Annotated in this window: 26 protein-coding genes; 12 read left to right on the top strand and 14 right to left on the bottom strand. The window is 59.8% G+C overall.

The window, feature by feature from the left end; genetic code table 11:
• Window positions 1–263 precede the first annotated feature (263 nt).
• From ACR0J0_RS15460 to ACR0J0_RS15445, 4 genes are read right to left on the bottom strand one after another with little or no spacing between them, the layout of a single operon-like run.
• Window positions 264–1,193: a metal ABC transporter permease gene (locus ACR0J0_RS15460; RefSeq protein ID WP_480665041.1), complete on the bottom strand. Its 930-nt coding sequence runs from the start codon at window positions 1,191–1,193 to the stop codon at window positions 264–266.
• On the bottom strand, window positions 1,190–2,395 hold the full coding sequence (locus ACR0J0_RS15455) for a metal ABC transporter permease (protein WP_480665040.1): 1,206 nt from the start codon (window positions 2,393–2,395) through the stop codon (window positions 1,190–1,192). The genes ACR0J0_RS15460 and ACR0J0_RS15455 overlap by 4 nt, the downstream gene beginning before the upstream one ends.
• Window positions 2,396–2,398: 3 nt before the next feature.
• Window positions 2,399–3,202: a metal ABC transporter ATP-binding protein gene (locus ACR0J0_RS15450; protein WP_480665057.1), complete on the bottom strand. Its 804-nt coding sequence runs from the start codon at window positions 3,200–3,202 to the stop codon at window positions 2,399–2,401.
• A 3-nt stretch (window positions 3,203–3,205) separates the two neighbouring features.
• Window positions 3,206–4,159, bottom strand: coding sequence for a metal ABC transporter solute-binding protein, Zn/Mn family (locus tag ACR0J0_RS15445; RefSeq protein ID WP_480665039.1), 954 nt, complete (start codon window positions 4,157–4,159; stop codon window positions 3,206–3,208).
• Window positions 4,160–4,356: 197 nt separating this feature from the next.
• On the opposite strand from ACR0J0_RS15445, the gene deoC reads away from it, so the two are divergent.
• From deoC to ACR0J0_RS15430, 3 genes are all read left to right on the top strand, one after another.
• On the top strand, window positions 4,357–5,355 hold the full coding sequence (gene deoC / locus ACR0J0_RS15440) for a deoxyribose-phosphate aldolase (RefSeq protein ID WP_480665038.1): 999 nt from the start codon (window positions 4,357–4,359) through the stop codon (window positions 5,353–5,355).
• A gap of 75 nt (window positions 5,356–5,430) precedes the next feature.
• Window positions 5,431–7,764: an aldehyde dehydrogenase family protein gene (locus tag ACR0J0_RS15435; RefSeq protein WP_480665037.1), complete on the top strand. Its 2,334-nt coding sequence runs from the start codon at window positions 5,431–5,433 to the stop codon at window positions 7,762–7,764.
• Window positions 7,765–7,788: 24 nt separating this feature from the next.
• Window positions 7,789–8,598 (top strand): SDR family oxidoreductase, encoded by an 810-nt coding sequence (locus ACR0J0_RS15430; RefSeq protein ID WP_480665036.1) that lies wholly within the window; start codon window positions 7,789–7,791, stop codon window positions 8,596–8,598.
• Between the two features lie 20 nt (window positions 8,599–8,618).
• Here ACR0J0_RS15430 and ACR0J0_RS15425 read toward each other — a convergent pair whose 3' ends face one another.
• The 7 genes from ACR0J0_RS15425 to ACR0J0_RS15395 all read right to left on the bottom strand — a co-directional run bounded on the left by ACR0J0_RS15425 (window position 8,619) and on the right by ACR0J0_RS15395 (window position 17,083).
• Complete coding sequence (locus ACR0J0_RS15425) at window positions 8,619–9,929, bottom strand: M16 family metallopeptidase (protein ID WP_480665035.1); 1,311 nt, start codon at window positions 9,927–9,929, stop codon at window positions 8,619–8,621.
• Window positions 9,926–11,266, bottom strand: coding sequence for a M16 family metallopeptidase (locus tag ACR0J0_RS15420; RefSeq protein ID WP_480665034.1), 1,341 nt, complete (start codon window positions 11,264–11,266; stop codon window positions 9,926–9,928). Before ACR0J0_RS15420 ends, ACR0J0_RS15425 begins: the two co-directional genes overlap by 4 nt.
• 81 nt (window positions 11,267–11,347) lie before the next feature.
• Window positions 11,348–11,866, bottom strand: coding sequence for a DUF3035 domain-containing protein (locus ACR0J0_RS15415; protein ID WP_480665033.1), 519 nt, complete (start codon window positions 11,864–11,866; stop codon window positions 11,348–11,350).
• A 50-nt stretch (window positions 11,867–11,916) separates the two neighbouring features.
• On the bottom strand, window positions 11,917–12,387 hold the full coding sequence (lspA, locus tag ACR0J0_RS15410; protein WP_480665032.1) for a signal peptidase II: 471 nt from the start codon (window positions 12,385–12,387) through the stop codon (window positions 11,917–11,919).
• Complete coding sequence (purH, locus tag ACR0J0_RS15405) at window positions 12,387–13,976, bottom strand: bifunctional phosphoribosylaminoimidazolecarboxamide formyltransferase/IMP cyclohydrolase (protein WP_480665031.1); 1,590 nt, start codon at window positions 13,974–13,976, stop codon at window positions 12,387–12,389. The genes lspA and purH overlap by 1 nt, the downstream gene beginning before the upstream one ends.
• Before the next feature lie 22 nt (window positions 13,977–13,998).
• On the bottom strand, window positions 13,999–15,738 hold the full coding sequence (locus ACR0J0_RS15400; RefSeq protein WP_480665030.1) for a heparinase II/III family protein: 1,740 nt from the start codon (window positions 15,736–15,738) through the stop codon (window positions 13,999–14,001).
• Between the two features lie 88 nt (window positions 15,739–15,826).
• Window positions 15,827–17,083 (bottom strand): RsmB/NOP family class I SAM-dependent RNA methyltransferase, encoded by a 1,257-nt coding sequence (locus tag ACR0J0_RS15395; RefSeq protein ID WP_480665029.1) that lies wholly within the window; start codon window positions 17,081–17,083, stop codon window positions 15,827–15,829.
• A gap of 90 nt (window positions 17,084–17,173) precedes the next feature.
• Between ACR0J0_RS15395 and ACR0J0_RS15390 the strand changes: the two genes are divergently transcribed.
• A complete protein-coding gene (locus tag ACR0J0_RS15390; protein WP_170326393.1) occupies window positions 17,174–17,356 on the top strand; it encodes a DUF1674 domain-containing protein in 183 nt (60 codons plus the stop codon).
• A gap of 4 nt (window positions 17,357–17,360) precedes the next feature.
• On the opposite strand, the gene ACR0J0_RS15385 is transcribed toward ACR0J0_RS15390, so the two are convergent.
• Window positions 17,361–18,215, bottom strand: a complete 855-nt coding sequence (locus tag ACR0J0_RS15385; protein ID WP_480665028.1) for a LysR family transcriptional regulator — start codon at window positions 18,213–18,215, stop codon at window positions 17,361–17,363.
• A gap of 98 nt (window positions 18,216–18,313) precedes the next feature.
• On the opposite strand from ACR0J0_RS15385, the gene tmpA reads away from it, so the two are divergent.
• Genes tmpA through ACR0J0_RS15370 form a run of 3 tightly spaced genes read left to right on the top strand, consistent with a single transcriptional unit; the run spans window position 18,314 to window position 20,702 of the window.
• Window positions 18,314–19,450, top strand: a complete 1,137-nt coding sequence (gene tmpA / locus ACR0J0_RS15380) for a 2-trimethylaminoethylphosphonate dioxygenase (protein WP_480665027.1) — start codon at window positions 18,314–18,316, stop codon at window positions 19,448–19,450.
• On the top strand, window positions 19,447–20,037 hold the full coding sequence (tmpB, locus tag ACR0J0_RS15375; RefSeq protein ID WP_480665026.1) for a (R)-1-hydroxy-2-trimethylaminoethylphosphonate oxygenase: 591 nt from the start codon (window positions 19,447–19,449) through the stop codon (window positions 20,035–20,037). The genes tmpA and tmpB overlap by 4 nt, the downstream gene beginning before the upstream one ends.
• On the top strand, window positions 20,034–20,702 hold the full coding sequence (locus ACR0J0_RS15370) for an ureidoglycolate lyase (RefSeq protein WP_480665025.1): 669 nt from the start codon (window positions 20,034–20,036) through the stop codon (window positions 20,700–20,702). Before tmpB ends, ACR0J0_RS15370 begins: the two co-directional genes overlap by 4 nt.
• 72 nt (window positions 20,703–20,774) lie before the next feature.
• Here the strand turns inward: ACR0J0_RS15370 and ACR0J0_RS15365 are convergent, their stop codons facing one another.
• Window positions 20,775–21,662: a DMT family transporter gene (locus ACR0J0_RS15365; RefSeq protein ID WP_480665024.1), complete on the bottom strand. Its 888-nt coding sequence runs from the start codon at window positions 21,660–21,662 to the stop codon at window positions 20,775–20,777.
• A gap of 99 nt (window positions 21,663–21,761) precedes the next feature.
• On the opposite strand from ACR0J0_RS15365, the gene ACR0J0_RS15360 reads away from it, so the two are divergent.
• From ACR0J0_RS15360 to ACR0J0_RS15350, 3 genes are all read left to right on the top strand, one after another.
• On the top strand, window positions 21,762–22,373 hold the full coding sequence (locus ACR0J0_RS15360; RefSeq protein WP_480665023.1) for a TetR/AcrR family transcriptional regulator: 612 nt from the start codon (window positions 21,762–21,764) through the stop codon (window positions 22,371–22,373).
• A 61-nt stretch (window positions 22,374–22,434) separates the two neighbouring features.
• The gene (locus tag ACR0J0_RS15355; protein ID WP_480665022.1) at window positions 22,435–23,292 is read left to right on the top strand and encodes a hypothetical protein; all 858 of its coding nucleotides are present in this window, start codon (window positions 22,435–22,437) and stop codon (window positions 23,290–23,292) included.
• A 34-nt stretch (window positions 23,293–23,326) separates the two neighbouring features.
• Window positions 23,327–23,695 carry a hypothetical protein gene (locus ACR0J0_RS15350; RefSeq protein ID WP_480665021.1) on the top strand — a complete coding sequence of 123 codons (369 nt, stop codon included), beginning with the start codon at window positions 23,327–23,329 and terminating at the stop codon, window positions 23,693–23,695.
• Window positions 23,696–23,698: 3 nt separating this feature from the next.
• Here ACR0J0_RS15350 and dapB read toward each other — a convergent pair whose 3' ends face one another.
• Window positions 23,699–24,508, bottom strand: coding sequence for a 4-hydroxy-tetrahydrodipicolinate reductase (gene dapB, locus ACR0J0_RS15345; protein WP_480665020.1), 810 nt, complete (start codon window positions 24,506–24,508; stop codon window positions 23,699–23,701).
• Window positions 24,509–24,597: 89 nt separating this feature from the next.
• On the opposite strand from dapB, the gene rbfA reads away from it, so the two are divergent.
• A complete protein-coding gene (gene rbfA / locus ACR0J0_RS15340) occupies window positions 24,598–24,993 on the top strand; it encodes a 30S ribosome-binding factor RbfA (protein ID WP_010438628.1) in 396 nt (131 codons plus the stop codon).
• Entirely contained in the window at window positions 24,990–25,727 is a 738-nt protein-coding gene (locus tag ACR0J0_RS15335) for a phosphodiester glycosidase family protein (RefSeq protein WP_480665019.1), read from the top strand. Before rbfA ends, ACR0J0_RS15335 begins: the two co-directional genes overlap by 4 nt.
• Window positions 25,728–25,748 lie beyond the last annotated feature (21 nt).

The raw sequence follows: 25,748 nt of genomic DNA, 5'->3' as shown, positions 1-25,748 counted from the left end.
ACGTTCGCGATTCTGCCACCGGTTTGACGCACTAAAGTTCAGGAAGAGGGGGCGTTCGAACAACCGCGCCGTGCCCGTCTGACAAACAGCCAGTCTGGTCGCGATTGCTCGAACGATCCGGGTGAGTGGTGGTCATTCAGTAATCAATGCAGAAGTGTGTAACACGAATCCCCCCCGCATGGCGTCAGGACTCTCCCGACGCCATTTCCGGTGGCGAAGTTTGGCCGATGACCTGCGGTCACCGGTGGCGGGAAGACGCCGGGTTAAGCTGTACTCGGTGCGCCTGCCCGCGTCCGGCATGGTCCCCAGATCGCTGCACATGCCAAAATCAGGCCGGACATGGTGGCGATCATTCCCGCAGCGCTGACCGCATCCGCCGCACCCAGCCACAAAGGCCCGTATCCGGCCAAAACATACCCGCTCACTGCTGAAACAATTGCGAAAACAACGCTCCACGTGATCTGCGTTTCGAGCCGGTTGGTCATCATGCGCGCAGCTGCGGGGGGACAGATGAACATGGCGATCACGATGATCGACCCCACTGCATCAAACGCCGCGACCGCTGCGATGGCTGCAGTAATCACCAAGGCAAACCCCAAAGCTCCGGTGCGTATGCCAATCGTGCGCGCGAACCCTTCGTCGAAAGTGGAAATCTTCAGCGGCCGCCAAAACAGCCACATGAACAGGCTGACGACGAGCAACGTCAGCGCGATGCGGGGCAATTCGGGCGGCAAACCCGCCAGAGCCTCTACATCCAACAGCGAGGCCCATCCGGTGGCCTCCAGCCAGATCAGGCTTTCCAAGTTGCCGTAAAGCGCATGTTCCACATCCAGATGCACGGTCGAGGTATCGGTCTGTTCCAACAGCAACACCCCCGCCGCAAACATGGTCGTGAAGACCACGCCCATCGCGGCGCCTGGCTCGATCTGGCCCAGCCTTCTGATCGCCTCAATCATCACCACTGCGACCACGGCTGCACCGGCCGCACCCAGCATCATGGGCCAGGTTGAAATCGCACCTGTCAGCAGAAAGGCCACAACGATGCCGGGCAGCACCACATGGCTGATTGCGTCGCCGATCAGGGCCTGCTTGCGCAGCACCAGAAAGTTCCCCGGTAGTGCGCAGGCGATGGCAGCGAAGGTGCCAATCAGCAGGGGCGTCAACGATAGGGGGACGAATTCTTCACCGTTCATGCAGGAACCTCCTGCGGGCCGCCAATCTGACGATCGATCTCGGCGATCTGATCGCGGGTCAGGACGGTTTCGATATCGCGCAGTCCGTCGTAAAGCGCCGCCGTTGACTCATGCGCCTGATCGGCGCGGACGATTTCCCAACGTTTTTCATCGCGCAAGGCTTTGGCGGCGCGGGCTTTGCCCGTTTCAGTCGCCACTCCGTCGGCCCTGGCCAATCCGGCACGGCGCAACAGACGCAGGGTCAGCGGCTCATAGATTTTCTGCCCTTGTGCCAGCGCCAGCAAGCCCTGCCGAATGTGGACCCGACGCTGGAACCGCAGATGCCGCATTACGGCAGCCAGTACACCCCGAACAGGCGCCAAAAGCAGGGACAGGCCAAAGAAACCAAAACTGACCAGAACAATAATCGGACCGGTCGGCAGGTTCGGGGCCGATGCAGACAGTGCCGCGCCCAAATACCCCGCCACTCCCCCGGCCAGCCCGGCCAGCAGCACGACGCGGTCAGAACGTTCTGACCAGAACCGAGCGGTGACGGGAGGAATGATCAGCAGTGCCACGATCAGGATCAGCCCGACAATCTTCAGCCCCACGACCGTCACCGCCATGACCAATCCCATCATTGCAAGGTCAATTCGATGAACCGGCAATCCCCGGGCTGCAGCATATTCGGGATCGAAGGCCACCATTGTCATGGGACGACGAATGATGATCACCAGCAACAGGGTTGCTGCCCCGCCAACCGCGATAATCAAAGCGTCCGCCCAAAGCATCCCAGCGGTGGACCCCAGCAGGAACCCTTCCAGCCCCGCCTGACGGCCCACGCCCATCGTTTGAATCACGGTCAGCAACACGATGCCAAAACCGAAGAACACCGAAAGAACAGCGCCAATAGCCGCATCTTCGGCGAGCCGCGTGTGACGTGTCAGCCAGTTCATACACAGCAGTCCGATCCAGGCCGATATCCCCGATCCGGCCAGCAGGCCGATCAGATTGCGCCCGTCCCCGCCCAGCGCCACCAGCACCATGAACCCAAGGCAGACACCCGGCAGCGTCGCATGGCTGATCGCGTCGCTGACCAGCGCGCGCTTACGCAAAAACAGAAACGTACCGGTCACACCGGCAGATATGCCAAGCAACGTGGCACCAATGGCAACCAGCGTGGCGTTATAGCCAAGCTGCAGCGTCAGAGCATCCCAAAGCATGATTTACCCCAGCGCGCGCGAGATCTGATCGATCTGGGCAGTGGCCAGACGTCCGCCATAAGCGGATTGCAGAGTCTCGGCGGTAAACGCCTCGGCAACCGGCCCTTCGGCGACTTTGCGCGTGTTGATCAGGAACACGTGGTCGAAGTAATCGGTGACAGTGGCCAGATCATGATGAACGACAACCACGGTCTTGCCCGCCTCTTTCAGCGATTTGAGCACGGCAATGATCGCCTTTTCCGTGGCCGCATCGACGCCGGCAAACGGTTCATCCAGCAGATACAGATCAGCATCCTGCGCCAGTGCGCGGGCAAGAAAGACACGTTGCTGCTGACCACCGGAAAGCTGGCCGATCTGACGATCCGCGAAATCGCGCATCCCGACCCGGTTGAGACAATCCATTGCACGGGACATGTGGCGGGCGCGCACGCGGCCCAGCAAACCCAATTCACGCGACAGGCCCATCAGAACCACGTCAATCACGCGGGTCGGGAAATCCCAGTCCACGCTCGCGCGTTGTGGCACATAGGCAATCCGGGCACGCTGTTTTTCCAGCGGGTCGCCAAAGACGGACACCTGTCCGGACAAGGGCGAGACAATACCCAGCGCCGCTTTCAGGAGTGTTGATTTTCCGGCACCGTTTGGCCCGATGATCGCTGTCATCGCCCCCGGCTCGACGGTCATGTCCACTGAAAACACCGCCGGTTTCTGGCCGTAGGATACGGTCAATCCGCGAATGGCCAGAGGGCTGCTCTCAATGCTTTTCTCGGCAACCGAAACACCCTGATTAGCGGCCAGCTCCAACATCACTCAAAACCCCGCCGACAGCTTGCCGTTCATGCCTCGCTCGGGCACATCGGCGCCCAGCGCGCCTGCGATCACAGTGATGTTGTGGTCCAGCATACCGATATAGGTGCCCTCATAGGTGCCTGGTTCTCCCATAGCGTCGGAATACAGTTCTCCACCAATCCCGACATCATGACCTTTGGCCGCAGCGCCCTCGATCAGCGCTCGCATCGACCGGTCGGAGACCGAGCTTTCTACGAACACGGCCGTCAATTCCTGATCGACCAGAGTATCGACCAACTCTCCGATCCTGTTCAGACCCGCCTCGGATTGGGTCGAAATGCCCTGAATGCCAAGCACTTCATAGCCATATTCCGCACCGAAATAGCCAAAGGCATCATGGGCCGTTACCAGTATCCGGTTGTTTTCAGGCACCTTGGCCAAGACTTGCTTACCATAGGCTTCAAGCAGATCAATCTCGGTCAGGAACGCCGTAGTGTTGGCCTGAAACTCATCTGCAGCTTCGGGGCGTGCCTCGGTCAGGGCTTTCTGGATCTCAACCGCCACATCGCGCCACAGAGCCGGGCTCATCCAAACATGTGGGTCGTATTTGTCGGCATAGTCGTCATGCGCGCGCAGCTTGGACTTATCCACACCTTCAGCAACAGCCACGACGGGCCGTTTACGCCCGAGGTCGTGGAAGAACTCTTCCATCTGCGCCTCAAGGTAGAGACCATGCCACAAGATCAGGTCCGCGCGGGTCATCGCCACGATATCGCTGCGGGTCTGTCGATAGGCATGCGGATCGACGCCGGGTCCCATGAGACCCTTCACGTCGACCTGATCGCCACCGATCTGACGCGCCGTATCCGCTATCATACCCGTGGTGGCAACAACCTTGAGCGGTGCCTCTGCCCAGGCCGCCACCGGCAATGCGGCGGCGAAAGCCAAAGCCGCAAGAAAACTACGACGAATCATTGCTGACCCCATTCTGGTGTTTGTTGAGAATGAATATGCGAACCATTCGCAACTAAGTCAACGCTATTGCGAATTATTCGCAAGAAAACACCAATTTTGTCCATTTGGTCAAAAAAATTGCATTGGCGAGGCCGGTATGCCTTCCATTCAGTCGCAAGCCATGCGAATTTGGCGCAAACCTCCCAAAGGATGTGAAAATGGATACGCAGAGCTCAGAAAGCCCCGTGCGCACAGCGCATCTGCCGCAAGTGACCGAGCCCAGAAACCCCGGTATGGATCTTGATCTGGACTGGGTGCGCGCCGTGCAGGTCAATACTTCGGCCATTGAACGCCGAGCCGCGACCCTGCCCGGTCGGCGGTCCGTTAAGAAAGAGTATCAGGCCGCGTGGCTGCTGAAGGCGATCACGATGATCGATCTGACCACCCTGTCGGGTGATGACACGGTTGGCCGCGTGCGCCGCCTTTGCGCCAAGGCTCGGCAACCCGTGGCACCTTCGGTTCTGCAGGCGCTGGATATGCCAGCGATCACGACAGGCGCTGTCTGCGTCTATCACGACATGATCGAAACCGCCGTGGACGCGCTACATGGCACGGGCATTCCGGTTGCGGCTGTGTCGACCGGCTTCCCGGCTGGCCTGTCCCCCTTCCACCTGCGAGTTGCAGAGATCGAAGAAAGCGTTAAGGCCGGGGCCGAAGAAATCGACATTGTGATCTCGCGCCGTCATGTCCTGTCAGGCGACTGGCAGGCGCTGTACGAAGAGATGAAGGCCTTCCGCGTCGCCTGCGGCGATGCGCATGTCAAAGCCATCCTCGCCACCGGAGAACTGGGCAGCCTGCGCAATGTCGCACGTGCATCGCTGGTTTGCATGATGGCCGGTGCGGATTTCATCAAGACCTCGACCGGCAAGGAAAGCGTCAACGCTACCCTGCCCGTATCGCTGGTGATGATCCGTGCGATCCGAGACTATTATGACCGCACAGGGTATCGGGTCGGGTACAAGCCTGCTGGGGGCATCTCGAAAGCCAAGGACGCGCTGGTCTACCTGTCGCTGATCAAGGACGAACTGGGCGACCGTTGGCTGGAGCCGGATCTGTTCCGCTTTGGAGCGTCGTCGCTGCTGGGCGATATCGAGCGGCAGTTGGAACACTACGTCACCGGGTCCTACTCGGCTGGCTACCGTCATTCTATGGGGTGAGGCGCGCCCGGAAATCACTCCAGTGGAGCGATTTCAGCGCTGAACGGGCGAAGCCCCGGGAAAAGGACAAAAACTATGACAGTCAAAGAGATTTTCGAAACCATGGATTACGGCCCTGCCCCCGAAAGCGCTGCCGAGGCTTTGGCCTGGCTGGTCGATCAGGGTGACAAGTTCGGTCACTATATCGATGGAGCCTTCACCAAGCCGGGCAAAGGGTTCGAAAGCCGCAACCCCGCGACCGGAGAGGTTCTGGCCAAGTTGACACAGGCGAAACAGGCCGACGTGGACGCGGCGGTCAACGCCGCGCGCAAGGCACAGCCCAAGTGGGAGAAGCTGGGCGGCGCAGGCCGTGCACGGTATCTCTACTCCATCGCGCGCCTGTTGCAGAAGCATTCCCGCCTGTTTGCGGTGCTCGAGAGCCTCGACAACGGCAAGCCGATCCGTGAATCGCGCGACATCGACATCCCTCTGGTGCAGCGGCACTTCTATTACCACGCAGGCATGGCGCAGTTGATGGAAAGCGAAATGCCCGATGCTGAGGCGCTGGGTGTTTGCGGTCAGATCATCCCGTGGAACTTCCCTTTGCTGATGCTGGCGTGGAAAGTCGCGCCTGCGATTGCAATGGGCAACACGGTGGTCCTGAAACCGGCTGAGTACACCTCATTGACCGCACTGCTGTTCGCTGACATCTGCTCGCAGGCTGGCTTGCCCAAAGGTGTAGTCAATATCGTTACCGGTGACGGTGCCGTGGGTGAGATGATCGTGTCCTCGGACGTCGACAAGATCGCCTTTACCGGTTCGACGGTTGTCGGTCGGCGCATTCGCGAGGCGACCGCTGGATCGGGTAAGGAATTGACGTTGGAACTGGGTGGCAAGTCCGCCTACATCGTCTTTGACGACGCCGATATTGATTCAGCTATCGAAGGCTTGGTCGATGCGATCTGGTTCAATCAGGGTCAAGTCTGTTGTGCGGGCTCGCGCCTGTTGGTGCAGGAAGGCATTGCCGATCGCTTCCACGAGAAACTGCGTGCCCGGATGGACAAGCTGCGTGTTGGCGATCCGTTGGACAAATGCATCGACGTGGGTGCGGTTGTGGACCCGGTTCAACTGCAGACCATCAAGGGCATGGTCGAAAGCAACACGGTTGGTCACGTCCATCAGGCAGCTTGCGATCTGCCTGCGAACGGTTGCTACTACCCGCCGACGCTGATCTCGGGCCTCGAAACATCCGACCCGCTGATGCAGGAAGAGATCTTTGGCCCGGTTCTGGTGTCGTCAACCTTCCGGACGCCGGAGGAGGCGGTCGAGCTGGCCAACAACACCCGCTACGGGCTGGCCGCGACCGTGTGGACCGAGAATGTGAACCTCGCGCTGGATATCGCGCCCAAGCTGGTTGCGGGCGTGGTCTGGGTGAATGCCACCAACCTGTTCGACGCCGCTGCTGGTTTCGGCGGTGTGCGTGAAAGCGGCTTTGGCCGTGAAGGCGGCTGGGAAGGGCTGGCTGCTTACACCAAACCCAAAGGCAAGGCCAAGCCGCTGGCGAAGGTCGAGGTGATCGTGGGCGAAGGTGCCCCGGTCGATCCGATTGACCGCACCGCCAAGATGTATGTCGGCGGCAAGCAGGCGCGGCCCGATAGCGGCTATTCAAAATCCGTTTGGGGCAAGTCCGGGCTGTTGGGCCATGTGGGGCTCGCCAACCGCAAGGACGTCCGCAACGCGGTTGAGGCAGCGGCGGGTGCCAAAGGCTGGTCCACGACCACCGGCCACCTGCGCGCGCAGATCCTGTATTACGTCGGCGAAAACCTCTCGGCCCGCGCCGACGAGTTTGCCGCTCGCATCGACGCGATGACCGGCAAAAAGGACGGCGCGAAAGAGGTCGAAGCCTCGATCCAGCGCTTGTTCGCCGCCGCCGCCTGGGCCGACAAGTATGACGGTCAGGTGCACGGCGTTCCGATCCGTGGTGTTGCCATTGCCATGAAGGAACCGGTCGGCGTGATCGGTGCGCTCTGTGCGGATGAGGCACCTCTGCTGGGTCTGGTTTCGGCCATGGCACCTGCGATTGCGATGGGCAACCGGGTGGTACTGGCAGCAAGCGAACCCTATCCGCTGGCGGCCACCGATTTCTACCAGGTCCTCGAAACCTCCGACGTGCCCGCTGGCGTGGTCAACATCCTGACCGGCAGCCACGCGGAACTGGCGAAACCGCTGGCCTCGCATCTGAACGTCGATGCGGTCTGGTCGTTCTCGTCCACCGACCTGTCGAAAGAGATCGAGGTTGTCTCGGCCGGGAACCTGAAACGGACTTGGGTGAATAACGCGACGGCATTTGATTGGGGCGTGGACCATTCTCGCCGCTTCCTGCAGGCTGCGACCGAAGTCAAAAACATCTGGGTGCCCTACGGCGAGTAGGGCTCCCCTCCAAGGGAGGCCTACATGGATTTTTCAGGTAAAACCGTCATCGTCATTGGCGGAACCAGCGGTATCAATCGCGGCATTGCCGAGGCCTTTGCGGCCTCGGGTGCCAAACTGGCCGTTGCCAGCCGATCGCAGGAAAAGGTCGATGACACCGTTGCCGCACTGAAAGCTGCGGGCGCACAGGATGCCATCGGTGCCGCGTTCGACGTGCGCGACCCTGAGGCTGTGGCCGAGGGCCTCAAGCAATTCCACGATGCATTCGGTGACTTTGACGTTCTGGTGTCGGGCGCGGCGGGTAATTTCCCGGCGCTGGCAGCGGAAATGTCGGTCAATGCGTTCAAAACCGTGATCGACATCGACCTGATGGGCACGATCCACGTGATGAAGGGGGCCTATCCTTACCTGAAGCGCCCCGGAGCCAGCATCATCAACATCTCGGCCCCGCAGTCATATCTGCCTTACGAAGGTCAGGCTCATGTCTGCGCCGCCAAGGCGGGTGTTGATCAGATCACCCGTACCCTGTCGATGGAATGGGGTGTAGAAGGCATTCGCGTGAACTCGGTCGTGCCAGGCTTTATCGAGGGCACCGAGGGGGCCAAACGTTTGGCTCCTACCCCAGATGCCGGAGAAGCTTTGCGCAAGGACGTCCCCTTGGGTCGCTGGGGTCAGCCGCAAGACGTGGCAAACGCCTGCCTGTTCCTTAGCTCTGATCTGGCCAGCTATATCAGCGGTACAGTTCTGGCCGTTGACGGCGCGCTGTATCAGCGCGGATCGGGCAAGTTCGGTCAGATGATGGGGCAGATGCTGCGTAGAATGAAAAAGGGCTGAGCAACGCTCAGCCCCTATTCTCAGTTCGTTGTTTCCAGACCCACGGGTTTACCAACCACAGTGAAATGCAGCCCCTCCGGGTCCAGCAGTTCTGCTGCGACCCGGTTGACCTCTTCCAGCGTGACCGCGTTTACCTTGTCGTTGCGGGTGGCAATGTAATCAATCGGCAGATCTTCCATCTGCATCCCGACCATGATCCCCGCAATCTGCCCATTTCCGTCAAAGCGCAACGGGTAAGCACCGGTCAGATAGGTCTTGGCGTCGTCCAGTTCCTTCTGGGTCACGCCCTCGGACGCGGCGCGGGCCCATTCGGCACGGATCACTTCGACGGCGTCGGCGATGCGATCATTGCCCGAAGACACCGACCCCAGATAGACCGAGGCCAGATCCTTGGGCACCAGATAGGTCGCGATGCCATAAGTCAGGCCACGTTTTTCGCGCACTTCCTGCATCAGGCGGCTTTCAAACCCACCGCCACCAAGGATGTGGTTCAGGATATAGGCCGGAAAGAAATCAGGATCGTCACGGTCAATGCCAGCATGTCCAAACAGGGCGACGGATTGTGGTGTGTCAAACTCGACCACGCTGACGCCGCCAGAGATGTTTACATCCGCGCGACCGGGGATCGGTTTACCGGTTTCCGGCAGGTCCGCCAGCAGCTTGTCCAGCAGCGCGCCCAGTTCTTCCGGGGTGATGTCGCCCACTGCGCCCACATACAGACGATCCTTGGCAAAGACATCCTCAAAGGCGGTGACCACGTCGTCCCGCGTCAGGGCCGTCACGCTTTCAATCGTGCCCTTGCCTTCCGTGCCATACGGGTGATCACCATAGGCCATCTGCGCAAAGCTGCGACCGGCAATGTCGTTCGGGTCGGTCTGGTCCGATTGGAGGCTGGACAGGATCTGCGCCCGAACACGATCCACCGCATCCTGATCAAAGCGCGGCTCGTGTATCGTGGTGCGCAGCAGATCAATCACGTCGTCGCGGTTCTCGGTCAGGAACTGCGCGGAAATCGACACCGTGTCATCCGTTGCGTTGTACCGGAACGAGGCCGCCAGAGACTCCAACTCGCGCGCATAGGTGCGGGCATCCATATCCCCTGCGCCTTCCTCGATCAGGCTGCTCATCAGGTAGACCGCGCCGCGCTTGTCCGGGTCATCCAGCGAGGTTCCGCCACGAAAACGCAGTTCCAGTGCGGTGAAAGGGATCGAGTGATCCTCGACCAGCCAGGCTTTGAGGCCGCCAGGTGAGGTGACCTCTTCGATTTCAATCTCGGCCCATGCGGGCAGAGCGATGACAAAGGCGATCAGCGTCGCGAAAATCCGTTTCATTGCGTCACCTCATCGTCTTTCATCAGCCAGCCGGTAACTGACGCTTCAGGCTGCAAAACCTCGCGCGCTGCGGCGATGATCTCATCCCCGGTCACCGCCTGCAGAATATCGGGCCAGGCCTGCACGTCTTCGACGGTCAGGCCGCTGGTCAGGGCGCGTCCATAGCGGTTTCCGATCCCGTCCACATTGTCGCGCGCATAGGTTTGCGCCGCACGCAGCTGCATCTTGATTCGGTCAAGATCTTCTTCGTTCACACCTTCGGCGACGAAATCGGCAATCGCCTGATCCATGGCATCCTCGGCCTCTTGGAGTGAGACACCTGCCGCCGGCACAACGATCAGATCAAAAGTGGTGTCGTCCAGCGAAACGCCCCGATAGAACGCGCCGGTATAAACGACCTTCTGCTGTTCGAACTGCAGTTTCTCGTTCAGGTAAGATGTCGTGCTGCCACCCAGAAGTTCCGCCAACAGGAACAGGGCTGCCGCTTTCTCCTGTTCGCCCGGATCTCGTTCAGGTGCCAGATAGCTGCGCTGAACGTATGGCTGCGAGACGCGCGCGTCCTTGTAGGTCAGACGACGTTCCGCGGTTTGTGGCGGCTCCTGCGAGCGGACACGTTCGGGCAGGTCCGGGTTGGCGGGAATCACGCCATAGTATTGCTCGGCCAGCGATTTGACTTCGTCCGGCTCGACATCGCCCGTGACGACCAGAATGGCGTTATTGGGCGCATAGTGGGTTTGGTAGAACGACAGCGCGTCCTCCATATCCAGCGTCTCCATCTCATGCCGCCAGCCGATGATCGGGACGCCATAACGATGGTTGAGGTATTGCGACGCGCTCATTTGCTCGCCGAAAAGGGCGCGGGGGCTGTTGTCGGTGCGCTGGTTGCGCTCTTCAAGGATCACGTCGCGCTCGGTAACGATATCGTTTTCGGACAGCCGGATGTTGCGCATCCGGTCGGCTTCCATACGCATCATCAGCTCAAGCCGGTCAGCCGCTACGCGCTGGAAATACGCAGTGTAATCGTAAGACGTAAATGCGTTGTCATTACCACCATTGGCCGCGACGGTGGCGGAAAATTCGCCCGGGGCCAAAGTGTCAGTACCCTTGAACAGCAGGTGTTCGAGGAAATGTGCCACGCCGGACGATCCCACCGGTTCGTCCGCCGAGCCGGCCCGATACCAGACCATGTGCTGCACTACCGGCGCGCGATGATCTTCGATCACCACAACATCCATGCCGTTGTCCAACGTAAATGTAGTCACCGCTTCGTGCCCCTCACTTGCGGCAAGAGGGGTCGCGGCCATCAGGGCAGCCGACAGTGCCAGAGCCCGAACCATAGGGCGTCCTCCGTTTGATTTATGGTTTTCAAACTACGGTGACGCCGCGCAGGTTCAAGGCCGATGACGGAAAGTTAAAGATTATTCATCTACCGGCGGCGATGAGGGCGTCTCGATGCCCGCGCGACGTGCCGCTTCGTTCTGTATGTCAGGATTGAGAGTTTCGCGGCGGTAAACCTGCGAATAGCGATCTACCTTGAACAAACGCAGGCGTGTCAGACGGCCCTGCTTTCTGCGGAACTCGGCATCTTCGGTGTCGACGACCTGCCGCGCGTTTGCCGGAACGCCATGGCGGCTGGACGCGGTCACAAGGGCAGCGTCCGAGGACGGGATCGCCGTGTTGGGGCTCAGCGACGAGGCATTGCCACCAAGGGCGACGACCGCCTCTGCGTTGGGGTTCGGATCGGTCAGGTTCGCCCCGCCCGGTGTGGGCGCAGGCAAGAACTTGTAATCCTTGGGCTGGGTCAACGGTTTGACAGGCATAACCGAAAATTCATCCGGCCCCTGCCCCGGCGCTTCGAGATGGCGCAATCCGATATCGGAACACCCAGCAGCCGCAAAGGCCAATGTCAAAGCAATTATGGAACGCGGCAGCCGCATCATAGTCTCCAGCCAGTTTCAGGCGCTTTTATCGCATTTCAAATGGCGCGTCACGAGGGCTTTTTTCCATCAAACAGCACCAAACCGATGGCTCCCGCAAAAATGAACACGTCGGCCAGGTTGAACACGAAAGGATTGTTGATACCGCAACAGGACATGTTCAGGAAATCGAGAACATAGCCATAAAGCAGGCGATCCACGACATTGCCCAGCGCACCACCGATCAGCAGCCCGCCGCAAACCAGCATGAGTTTCGACGGGACTGTGCGCATCAGCCAGATCAGCACGCCGACCGAGATTACCATCGAAACACCGATCAATACCCAGCGGGCAGCATCGGTATTGCCCTGAAACAGGCCGAAATTGATGCCCCGATTCTCGCCATACTTGAACACCAGCAACGGCGGCAGGACATCGATATTCCCTTCGGCCACGCGCATCACGTGAACGACCAGATACTTGCTGATCTGGTCGATCAGAAACGCGGCCAGACCAGCCCAGAGAAGCAGTCGGTAACGCATCAGTGGCGGAAGTGGCGCATGCCGGTGAAGACCATGGCCAACCCGGCCTCATCCGCTGCTGCGATCACCTCGTCATCGCGCATCGAACCACCCGGCTGAATAACGCAGGTGGCGCCAGCTTCAGCCGCCTCCATCAAACCGTCGGGGAACGGGAAGAACGCGTCAGACGCCACTGCCGAGCCGATGGTCAATGGCTGCGGCAGGCCCAGCGCGTCGGCCATGCGTTCGGCTTTCTTGGCAGCGATCATGGCTGAGTCCAAACGGCTCATCTGACCGGCACCAACGCCCACGGTCGCACCGTCTTTGACGTAGACGATGGCATTGGATTTGACGTGTTTCGCCACTTTCCAAGCAAAAAGAAGGTCGCGCATCTGCTCTTCGGTCGGAGCTTTTTTGGTGACAACTTTCAGGTCATCCATCCCGACGAAACCGTTATCCTTGTCCTGCACCAGCAAGCCACCGGCCACCTGACGCACAGTTTTGCCGCCTGCGGTCACATCCGGCAGGCCTTCAGTCGTCAACAAGCGTAGATTCTTCTTGGCGGCGAAGATCGCTTTGGCCTCGTCCGACGCGCCCGGCGCAATCACGACTTCGGTGAAAATCCCGGTGATTTCCTGCGCGGTTTCGGCGTCCAGCGGCTGGTTCAGAGCCACGATCCCGCCAAAGGCCGAGGTCCGGTCGCAGTCGAAAGCCGACTTATACGCGTCCAGCAAGGTCGCGCCTGTGGCAACACCGCAAGGGTTTGCGTGTTTGATGATGGCGCAGGCCGCGCCTTGCGCCGGATTGAACTCGGCCACCAGCTCAAACGCGGCGTCTGTATCGTTGATGTTGTTGTAGCTCAGTTCCTTACCCTGATGCTGAACGGCGGTCGCCACGCCCGGGCGGTTGGTGCCGTCCGTATAAAACGCCGCCTGCTGATGGCTGTTCTCGCCATAGCGCAGGGTTTGTTTCAGCTCTCCGGCAAAGGCACGGCGCTTGGGGGCCTCAAGCTGCAGCGCGTCGGCCATCCAGTTGGACACAGCGGTGTCATAGGCGGCGGTCCGGGCATATGCTTTCTGCGCCAACCACTGGCGGAAACCATAGGACGTTTTGCCGTAATTCTCTTCCAACTGATCCAACAGCGAAGAGTAATCCTCGACATCCACAACCACGTTCACGAAGGCGTGGTTCTTGGAGGCCGCGCGGATCATCGCAGGTCCGCCGATATCGATGTTCTCGATGCATTCGTCATAACCCGCGCCTTTGGCCACGGTCGCTTCGAACGGGTAGAGGTTCACCACCAGCAGGTCGATGGCACCGATGCCGTGTTCCTCCATGGCAGCGACATGAGTGTCGTTGTCACGGAGCGCCAGCAAGCCGCCATGCACCTTCGGGTGCAGGGTTTTTACCCGGCCATCCATCATCTCGGGGAAGCCGGTCACCTCGCTGACGTCCTTCACGTCCAGTCCCGCATCACGTAGCGCATTGGCGGTTCCACCGGTCGATAGCAATTCAACGCCGCGCTCGGCCAGCGCCTTGCCCAGCTCAATCAGCCCGGTCTTGTCGGAAACGGAAAGCAACGCGCGGCGCACGGGGTGAAGGTCGGTCATGGGTCCAAAGGTCCTTTTGGCGTCAGTCAAACTCGGGCTCGTCCCGGTGCAGATCGCGCACGGCATAGGCTGTATCCTGTGCCTTGCTCAGCGTCCACCGGATGCGGGTCGCATACTCCATTGCGCGCCCGGATAGAACGATCTGTTTTGTCGCGCGAGGCTTTAATCGACCTTTTTCAAGATAAACGCTTGGCTCAACTGATAATTTTCCTACACCATCGTGACGGAAAACCCAGATCTCGCCGCTTTTGAGCGCCATCGACACCGCCGCACCGCCCAGATCAATGGCCGCATCCACGTCCGGATGCAGGTGAAACCGGATATCAAAGTTGATGCCTTTAAGGCCCGAGGCGTCCAATGCCTTGTCAAATTGCCGTTTCGCCTTGTCGGTGGCGGTCAGCAGAATATCTTCGCCGGTCAGTTCGCGCCCGTCAAAGCGCAGTTCAAGCGTGCGGGCGTGGGTCAGGCCGAAAACCTTGGTATAGCCATCATGACCGGCCATGAAGCGCGTGCCTTCGAACGCTTCTTCGAACTCAACCGGAACCTCTTGCGGTGCGTCCACCAGCGCCTCGCGCTCGGTCCCGGGGGTCGGAGTGGTCAATCGCGCGCTGGAATACCCATCCAGACACAGCGTCGAGTGCGACGGCGTGGCCCGCCCGGCGCGGCGCCAATCCAACCCGAAACTCTCGCCCGAGCCGCAATTGACGATCAGCGGTCGCCGGCCTGACGTCAACTCGAACGCCAGGGTTGACGCATGCGCATTATACGACGCGGCCCCCTTCGGCGGCGGGCTCGCGTCGACAATGACACTGGTCCGGGCCGCATAAATCCGGGCAAAACCCATGGACAACCCCGCGGCATGTTGTGGCCTTACACCGCTTTGCGCCAGCGCCTGATCCAGACGCCCTTCGACGCCGCGCCCGCCTCCGTGAAAGCGGGCCAGGGCACCGTCCGAATGGCGTAAGCTGCGCAATGTGGGGGCCAAACGTTTGATAGCGTTTGCCTGCGCGCCGGGCGTTCCCCGCCCCAGATCGCTGAGTGCCGCTGACGTCCACGCCAGCAGGGTAAAGACCTCGAGCAGTTCCTCGGGGTTACGAGTCTGAATACCGCCTTGCTGGTCAATCTGACCGTCGCATTCGCGCGCCAGCGCCCGCAAAGCGGGGTCCGCCAGTTGCTCTAATTCTTCCAATGCCAGACCGGCCTGAACCAGTCCGGCCAGCGCCTCGAACCGGGGCAGGCCCGGTGTTGCGGCCTTCCAACGCTTGGACAGAAACCATGTCTGTTGCGCCAAAGAGCGGAAGAATATCTTGCTTTGCTTTTCGTCCATGCCACGTAACAGGAACATTGCGTGGTTGGTCCAGCGCATGACCCGGCGCCCGGTTAGGTCCGGCGCCCAGCCAGGCCCATGCCCCCGGCCATGCGCCTTGATCCAACCCCAGACCCACCGCTGGGCTTTTTCCCGCGCACGCATATCGCCGACGGCTGCCAGATCGTCGAGCCAGGCAAATCCGTGGCGTTCATTGTCGAACCCGGCGCTGGGGGCGGAAACGTCCCACAACTCGGTGTCCTGAGCCTCGACAAGATACCCCGCGAACAGGAGGTTTCCGGCGACAAGCTGACGTCCACGCGCAAATGAACCGACCGTGCGCGGCTCAGGTTCGCCGACAAATCCCGAAACCGCCTTGCGTCGCTGGCTAAGCCGTGCGTAGAGACGGTTCTGAAACCGTGTCCACCGATTGGTCATGGTATCTGTCTTTGACATGACGCTCGTTACTCTGCCCCTTGCGCTCTGCTGGCGCCTGAACCAACGATAGACCGCGGCGATCGTCAAGTCATCGAAAAGCGTCTTGTTACGTCGATTTGTTCAGGCAGGCGATGTAGAAGCCGTCCATCCCGCCCCGATCCGCCCAATAATCAGGCCGCAGGCGCAGGCCACCTTCTTGGGTGATCCACTCTTGTTCAACACCGGGGACATTCAGCGCATCACGATCCACCGCCATATCCGGATATTGTTCCAGCGCATCTTCGACCTGCACCTCGCCTTCGTCCGGCAGCAGCGAACAGGTGCAATAGACCAGCCGTCCACCGGGTTTCAGCAGGGTCCAGGCGTGCGCCAGCATTTGGGCCTGCAGTTCGATCAGGCTGCCGAATTCAGACCCGTCCTTGGCAAATGGCAAATCGGGATGGCGACGGATGGTTCCCGTGGCCGAGCAAGGTGCATCAAGCAGGATGGCATCGTATTGGCCCCGGTGTTGCAGCGCATCTCCTGCGATGACATTTGCTTTGAGTCTGGTGCGTTTGAGGTTCTCGCGCACGCGTTCCAGCCGCGTGTCCGAGATATCCAACGCCGTGACCTCCGCCCCAGCGGCCGCCATTTGCAGCGTCTTGCCGCCAGGTGCCGCGCAGAGGTCCAGAGTCTTTTCTCCAGCCTTGGGTGCCAGAATACGCACAGGCAGGGCGGCTGCAGCATCCTGCACCCACCAGTCGCCCGTGTTGAAACCCGGCAGGGCCGAGACTTGCCCCGCATCCTGGACCCGAAGTGATCCCGTCGGCAGCGCTTCACCGGGGCCGGTTGCGCCGGGTTTCAGCGAGATATCCAGCGGCGCACCCGCAAATTGCGCCTGCTCCATTCCCGAAACAGCCTCGGCGCCCCACGCCATTATCAGCGGCTCGCGCAGCCAATCCGGCAAACGCGGAACCCGCATCTTGGGCCATGCTTCTGGACCTTCAGCCGCTACTTTGCGCAGTACGGCGTTCACGAGACCTTTCAGCCGCCCATGCTTGCGGGAACGACCAACGATCTCGACCATGGAATTGACTACCCCATGCGCGGCTTCACCGTGGCACAGTTCCACTGCGCCAAGGCGCAGCGCGTTATGCACGGTCAGCGCCGGGGTTCGGTTCAGGTGGTTGTCCAGCAACCGGTCGGCACGCTCTAGCCCGCGCAGGGTTTCCAGCGTCAGCCGCTGCGCCCGCGCACGATCCTCAGGCTCCAGCCGATCCAGCGCGCCCGTAGCCAGACATTCGGACAGCAACCGCCCTTCCCCCAGAATCTGATCCAGCAGATAGATCGCGCTGCGTCGCGCCGCTGTTGCGTTGTCGGACATGAAAACCGCCTTTGATGTGACCGTCGCCCGCATTGCCAAGGGCGGACGGGGGCGTATATCAAGCGAATGCACGGAAAGGAACCCGATGTCATGAGTGACGACCGCAAAGACCTGCCCCCCGCCGCCCAACGCGCGCTGGCCGAAGCCGAAGAGCGTCGCAAAAAAGCGGAAGCTGAGGCAAAAGAGATGCCCAAGGAACTGGGCGGGCGCGACGGTCCCGACCCGGCCCGTTACGGTGATTGGGAGAAGAAGGGCATCGCAATCGATTTCTGATTGCTCATCCCCGCAAAGCTTCCAGAAAATCTGCGATCAGAGCGCGTTGTTTTTTCGATTTCGCGCGATCTTCAGGCCACGTCAGCCAATAGCCATCCCGCGTTTTTAACTCTGGTAGGTTCAGCCTGTGCAACCGCCCGGCCTGCAGATCCGCCTTGGCCAAGGGCATCGACCCCAACACCACACCCATTCCCTGACGCGCCGCCGAAAGCGCGTGCTCCATTGAATCGAAACTGACGTTCGACGTCGTCACGTCGCCCTGATCCGTCTTCCGCGCCCAATCCCGCCATCCCGGCCGCTCTCCGCGCAGATCAATCAAAGGTGCACCCCATTCCACGCCCGGAGCTGCCATTGGCACCAGCACTTCTCGTGCGATCAGCTCTGAATCCCGCCCCGGCCAAGCGCCCCGACCATAGCGGATCTGCAGCGATGTCCGCTCTTCATCCAGCGACGACCGCCGCGCCACGGAATCCGTCATCACGCGCACCTTCGGGCGCATCTCCTGAAAGCGGGCAAGACTGGGCACCACAAGCGCATGGATATTCGATGACAAACCGGCCACGCGCAGCTCGCGCGGGGATTTGCCGAACAGATCTTCAGTATTACGCTCTAGTGCCTGCAGGCTGTCCTGCACCAAGGGCAGATAGCTTTCGCCTTCGACCGTCAGCGAGACACCACGTGCCTCACGCACAAACAACGTCCGCCCCAGCCATGCCTCAAGATTGCCGATGCGCTGACTGACCGCAGCCTGCGTCAGCCCGAATTCCCGTGCCGCCGCCGAAAAACCGCCCAGACGCCCCGCCGCTTCGAACACGCGCAGCCAGTCCAAAGGCGGTAAACCGATCTTTTCCTTAGCCATAAGTTTTTCCAAGCCTCAGCAGAAAGAAGGATTAATTGTCTTAATGCCAGAAGGGGCGTATCTCCTCAACCAAAGCCCGCGCTGAACAGGAGACCCCCATGCTGCGCTCTGCCACCCATGACGCCTCGGTCGTGACCGTTGAATTCGACACCGGCACAAAGGCTCGCTTTCACGCCATCTGGCTGCGCGACAATGCGCTGGAACCTGAAACCCGCGCGCCCGGAAACGGCCAACGTCTGATCACCATCGGTGATATACCCTCGGACATTTCGGTCAGTGCCACTGAGGTCAGCAACGGTGACCTCAGCGTCACGTTCCAGCCCGAAGACAAGACGGTCACCTTCCCCGCCGATTGGCTGGCCGAACACAGCTATGATCGTGAACACGGCCTCGCAACCGGGCGTATTGCCCCCGGCATCACCACCTGGGAACGCGGGATCGACGCGCCCAGCGCCGATTGGGGCGAAGTTCATGCCAATCCCGCCTCCAAGCGTGGCTGGCTGGCCTCAGTGGCCGAGTTTGGTTTTGCCAAGCTGACCGGCGGCCCGACCGAACCGGAATCCCTGCTGAAGGTCGCGGATCTGTTCGGCTATGTCCGTCAAACCAACTACGGTTCCTATTTCGAGGTCCGCACCGAGGTAAACCCAACTAACCTCGCCTATACCGGCCTTGGTTTGCAGGCGCATACGGACAACCCCTACCGCGATCCGGTTCCGACTCTGCAAATTCTGTATTGCCTCGAAAACAGCGCCGAAGGCGGAGACTCCATTGTGGTCGATGGTTTCCGTGCCGCCGAAAAGCTGCGCGAACAGAACCCGGATGGGTTTGCTCTGTTGGCAGGCTACCCCGCGCGTTTCGAATATAAGGGCTCGGACGGTGTCTGCCTGCGCTCTCGCCGCCCGATGATCGAACTGTCGCCGGACGGTGAACTGATCGGCATCCGTTTCAACAACCGCTCGTCCGCACCCTTCGTTGATGTGCCCTTTGACCAGATGGAGGCCTACTACGCCGCCTATCGCCAACTGGGGGACATCATCGACGATCCGGCCATGGGCGTGTCGTTCAAGCTTGAACCGGGCGAGAGCTTCATCGTCGACAACACCCGCGTTCTGCACGCGCGTCTGGGCTATTCCGGCGCGGGTTCACGCTGGTTGCAGGGGTGCTATGCCGACAAGGACGGGTTGCTGTCCACATTGGCCGCGATGGAAATGGCCCAGCCGGAGGCAGCGGAATGAAACCGGATTTTTCGACCCTGAACCGGGACAATATCGTGGCCTTCATCGGTGATATTTTCGAGCGTCGCGGCGGCGAAGAATATCTGGGCGAGCCCGTCACCATGGCAGAACACATGCTGCAAGGCGCCACCATCGCCGAACAGAACGGTCAACCCGAAGAGATCATCGTCGGTGCCCTGCTGCACGATATCGGGCATTTCACGTCCGAGTTTGGCACTTACCACCCAGATGATACTGAGGATCGTCACCATGAGGACGCGGGCGCGGAGGTGCTGGAAAAGTTCTTCCCCTCGGTCATCACCGATTGCTGCCGCTATCACGTGGCAGCCAAGCGGTATCTCTGCGCTACCAAGCCCGAGTACTTCAACCGTCTGTCGGCCGCCTCGGTCCATACGCTGGAACTGCAGGGCGGGCCGATGAATGCCGATGAAGTGGCCGCGTTCGAAGCCAATCCGAACCTGAAAGAGATCATTCAGGTGCGGTATCTGGACGAGGCGGGCAAGCGCGCCGACATGGAAACACCGGATTTCAACCATTTCGCGCCGATGGTTCAGCGCATGGTCGACAAACATCTGGGAACGTCATGAGCGCACCTGAATATATCTTTGAAGCCAGCTCGAAGCCGTCGCTGCCGTGGCACGAGGTTCCCCTGATCCGCGCCACGGACGCATCGGTCAAAGGATACGGCTGTCTGGTCGATGACCCCGACAGCTTTGAAATCGAGATCGTCCGTTGGCCCCAACAGGGCTGGCGACCAATTGACGAAGGAACCGGCGACGAGGGTGGCTGGGTCGAAGGCACGTTCAAATGCGATTGGCAGGGCGATGTGCTCTTCGGTGAGAATGAGGCGGTCAAAGGCCACTATGTGCTGGGTTGGTCCGCTGATCCCCAGAAGGCGCAGACAGACCATCAAACCGGGCCGCGCGATCAGGTGCTGCTGTGGCACATGAACTATCACCCCGACGGCGGGCAGATGTTCTGGCCGCTGGATAACAAACCCTTCATCGTCCCCGCCGCTTTGCCGGGTGACAACCTGACACCCGAAAAGGTGGTCGCGTTCTGGTGCGATGGCTCACGCGGTCTCTATATCCATCCCGGCATCTGGCATGAGGGGATTTTCCCCGTCGAAGACAACCAGCGTTTCCTGGACCGGCAAGGCCGGGTGCATGCCCGCGTCAGCGCGGATATCGGCAATGAGTTTGGCGTATATCTTGCCTGTCCGCTGCGCGCGGACAAGGTTCGGGACCTTTGACAACACAAAGTCTTGGCAGGGCCGACTCCGCTTGGAACCGGCCCTGCAAACGATCGGATTTTCACTGGCCGGTCACTTTTCCTGCTTGGCGGACAACTCTGCGTAGATCAGCACCGTCACTATGATAACTGCACCTCCGACAAAGTTTGCGGCAGGTGGGATTACTCCGAAGAACTCGAAGGCAAATAACTGAGCAAAGACCACTTCAGTCATCAGGATCATGCCAACTTCTGGTGCCGTAATATCGCGGGTTGCGACCGCTGACATCTCACGGCCAAACGGCGCTGTAAACAGTCCCATGGCCCCCATGATAACCCATGTGCTGAGGCTGTACCCCGAAGGTTCCGCCACTATCGCCATCACACGTGCGAGGAACAACCCGCCCAGCCCGACGCTCGCCATGCGGCTGACGTCCTGATACTTGCGCAACAGAGTTTGGTTCAGCGACAGGCAGATTACCGCAAATAACGCGAGCAAATCGCCCTTGAGGTTACCGGAGCCAAATGACCCCGACACCACAATCGCGATCCCCAGCATAACGAACACGATCGAGATCCACATTGACCGTCGTGTGATTTCTTTCAGAAAGAACCAACTAATCAGCGCGGCCAGCGCTGGCGATGTGCTGAGGATCACAAACGTATTGGCGACCGACGTGTTCTTGATGCTCGGAACAAGGGCCGAAGTGCTGCCCAATATCAACAGGCCCGACAGCAAGATTGGCCAGCCGCCGGCTTTTAGGACTTCGATCAATCCACGCTGATCCCGCAACTGAATGAACGCCGACATCGAGATCGCCGTGAACAATCCGAACAGAAAGGCAGTGTCAAATCCGCTGACACCCGAGAGACGGATAAAGATGGGATCAAAGCTCATCAGCAAGGTGCCAAGAAGGGCAATCGCAATGCCGGTTATACGTGGGTTTTGGGGTCGCAGAGCGAGGGTAGAGGAAGGCCCCATGTCAGCCGACAATAGAATCATACTGACCGGTGTGATTATTGTGCGCTTGCGAAGATTTTAAGGCTATCACACCATGCAGTATGATTTGATGGTGCAAGTATGAGCAAGCAGGAAGCACGCAAAGAAAAGACCCGCCAAGCAATCCTGAATGCCTCGAAATCTGTCTTTCTGACAAAAGGCTACGTCCTGGCCAGCATGGACACGATCGCAGCTGGGGCGCAGGTCACGAAACAGACGATCTACCGGTACTTTCCATCGAAACTCGAGCTGTTTGAAGCTACGCTCAGGCACATGGCCCCAGGGCCCAAGGCGGATTATCTGGAGAGACTGGAGGTGCCAGATATGCGCAAAGCCCTTATCGAATTCGCCACCGGTTTCATGCGATCTCACCTGAGGCAGGAGTATCTGGATACAATCCGCCTGCTGATTGCCGAGGCGCCAAAAGCGCCTGAAATCGTACGGTCATATTTTTCGATGGGACCGAGCGAAACCAAGGAGCATCTGCGCGAGTTCTTCAAAAACAGGCTGGGCGTAGATCAACCGGAAATCCCGATGCGCCTGTGGACGACCATGTTGTTTGCTCATCAAGAAGCCGCGATGCTCGGACAAGGCATTCCGAATGAAGAAGAACTGGCAATCTATGCCGAAACGGCAACTGACTACCTGTTCGCAGGGCTGGCCGCGAGAGCTTTAGAATCCCGTAACACCTGACCGTTTCTTCTGTGTTACTCTCGACAGGCTCGTCGAAAAAGTTATGTCAGGGAGGCACCTTATGGGCTTGAACAGACGCAGAGTTGTTCAACTGGGAACAGCGGCTACCGTCGGATCGATACTGCCGGGACTGGGACTTTCGGCATCCAATCAAAACGACCCGTTCGAACAGGAATTTGCCGACACACTAAACCGTTTGAAAGCGGCGTTTACTGAACTCGGCTATAACCAGGCTACGCCACTTTCAGTTGTGACCGGCGCGGACGACTATAATGGCGGCCTGCGACACGATTTCGATCAGGCCGAGCTGTCCTCAAGTGCCTTTGTGATCCAGCCGTTGGCGCGGGTCGCGGATTTAGAGGAAAAGCAGCGCCCGGATGTGCTGCCCCTGTTTCATGAGGTCGGCTGCCATCCCTCAGATGCTGACGGTCAGGCCACAACCCGCCTGATGATAGGCCTTTTGACCGACACGTTTGGCCTCGACCCGTCCCGCATCGCCTTTGTCAGCGTGCCGCAAGCGGACAACATCCGCCCGGTTCTGGACGAGATCGGCCTGCCTTTTGCGGAGAAAGTCTTGTTGCGGAATGAGGCCGAGGCTCTGGCAGCCCGCGATGCCTCGGGCTATTTCTTTCCCGATCCGTTTGGCGAAGACTACATCGTGACCATGGGCGTCTATTACCGCGTAGGCGAAACCGATGAGTCCGTGCCTAAGGTTTATCCTCCGTCACCCAACTGGACCGAGATCGGCGAGATCGTGATCGACGGCACCGCCGCGCCCCTTGGCATCTCAATCGGGGCCGAGCGCCTCACCTATGCGGTGACCGGCCAGTTCCCGACCTGGGATCAGCGGCTGGGTGCCTTGTTTACGCAGGTCGAACAGTCGGGTATGGAACCACCCGGTCTGGTTTCATTTCGCTGAAACAGAATATTTTTGACATTTGCAGGAGACAGATTTGCTGACTGAGCTGTTTTTCATACTCGGCTGCTTCGCCCTCCTAGGCCTTTCGTTCTGTGTCGCCATGGTTTTTCTCACGTCGGTCTTTCCAGTATTCAACTTCAAGGATGAGTTTGTTGAGTATTGGATAAGCACGCGCGGCAGACCGCCCTCGCGCAGACGGATCATTTTGAACGCCTATGGAGCGGGAAGTTATTTTTTCATGGTCGAGAAATGCTGGGATCAGCACAAACCCAATGCGATACGCCTTGTACCCAATAGGAATTTCTTCCTTTGGTTCGCCTTGGGGATCGTGTCCTGGATAACAGCTGCACTGTTCTGGATCGCGGTGTTTGTCGCATACAGCTATCTGAGGTCGCTGTTTTAGCCCCTACAGCCCCAGCACATCCACCATGTCATATTGACCGGGCGCCCTACCCTGCCCCCACAGCGCCGCTTTCAATGCGCCGCGGGCGAAAATGGCGCGGTCGGTAGCCAGATGGCGCAGGACGATGCGTTCTCCGGGGGCGGCGAACAGGACATCGTGTTCGCCGACGATGTCACCGCCGCGAATGGCGTGGAAGCCGATATTGCCGCGCTGGCGCGCGCCGGTGATGCCGTCGCGGCCCCGGTCGGACACATCTTCCAGTTTCACGCCGCGGCCTTCTGCAGCGGCCTCGCCCAGCATCAGGGCGGTGCCCGACGGGGCATCGACCTTGTGGTGGTGGTGGCCTTCGATCACTTCAATGTCGAAATCCTCGTCCAGTGCAGCCGCAACCTTTTTGGTCAGTTGCACCAGCAGGTTCACCCCGAGGCTCATGTTGCCGGCCCGCACGATGACCGCATGGCGCGAAGCCGGTTCCAGCGCGGCGATCTGTTCTTCGGTCATTCCGGTCGTCCCGATCACATGCACGCAGCGCGCCTGCGCGGCCAGAGCGGCAAATTCCAAGGTCGCTTCGGGCGCGGTGAAATCGATCACCGCCTGCGCCTGCGAAAACGCCTCCAGCGGATCATCGGTGACTTTCACGCCCAGCGCCTGACCGCCCATTGCTTCGCCGACATCCTGACCGATCCAATCATGGCCCTTACGCTCGACGACGCCGACCAAACGCGCCTTATCGCTGTCGGTCACGGTCTTGATCAGCATCTGCCCCATACGGCCTGAAGCCCCTGTGATGACGATCCCCGGAATATGGGTCATTGCGCTGGTCCTTTCTAAAGTCGGCTCAAAGCCTCCTACCCCGTTCGCGCCCGCTTGGCAAAGCCCTGCTTTGCGCTTAGATCGGGGATATGGCTAAGAACAAATTCCACGATGGCCCCGGCCCGTCCCAACGACAGCTACGCGTCGGCGAACTGATCCGCCGCACCCTGTCCGAGGTTTTGGCGCGCGGAGATGTCCACGACCCCGACCTGAACCGCATGTCGATCACCGTGGGTGAGGTGCGCACCTCGCCCGATCTGAAGATTGCCACCGCCTATGTGCTGCCCTTGGGTGGCAAAGGGCAGGAGGACGTGATCGAACTGCTCGCCCGCAACAAGGGCGAGTTACGGCGCATGGTCGGAAAGAAAGTCGGTTTGAAATTCTCGCCCGATCTGCGCTTCCGTCTGGATGACACGTTTGACCGTCTGGACGACACCCGCCGCATGTTCGAACAGGACGCGGTGCGCCGCGATCTGGACGAGTGATCCGCGCAATTGTCACTCTGGGCGCTGTCCTCTGGGCGGCGCAAGCCTCTGCGGTTACCTGTGAGAAGCTGACCCATGAGGACAAGCGGTACACTGTCTGCGAGGTGGATGCCGCGAACGAAGACTTGCGCCTGTTCCTGAATGACCAAGACGGCACCTTGCTTGGGCATTTTTCTTCGGTGAATGAAGCCCTGAACGCGGATGACAAACGTCTGGCCTTTGCGATGAACGCAGGGATGTATCACGACGACCGCTCGCCGGTTGGCCACTACGTCGAAAATGGTCAAGAGCAGATGCGCGTGATCCCGAACGCCGGGCCGGGCAATTTCGGGCTGCTTCCGAACGGCGTGTTCTGCATCCGGGAAGGCCGCGCCGATGTGTTCGAAACGTTGAACTACGTTGAGCAGGCTCCAGAGTGCCGTTTCGCCACTCAATCCGGCCCGATGCTGGTCATTGATGGCGAATTGCACCCACGCTTTCTGCTCGATTCGACCTCGCGCTATGTGCGCAACGGTGTGGGCACCAGCGATGACGGCGCGCGCGCTGTGTTCGCAATCTCGGATGACTACGTGACATTCCACGAATTCGGCAGCCTGTTCCGGGACGTGCTGAACACTCCGAATGCGTTGTTCTTCGATGGCAATATCTCTCGTATGTATGACCGGGCGAACAATCGATCAGATGTCGGGTTTTCGCTGGGACCGATCGTCGGCGTGGTCGAAGACGCACCCTGAAATTGACAGGGGCAGAGTGAT

The sequence above is a fragment of the Ruegeria sp. BF12 genome, assembly GCF_056538705.1.
Note: the sequence above shows the minus strand (reverse complement) of the source record. Positions and strands in the feature narration are given on the sequence as shown.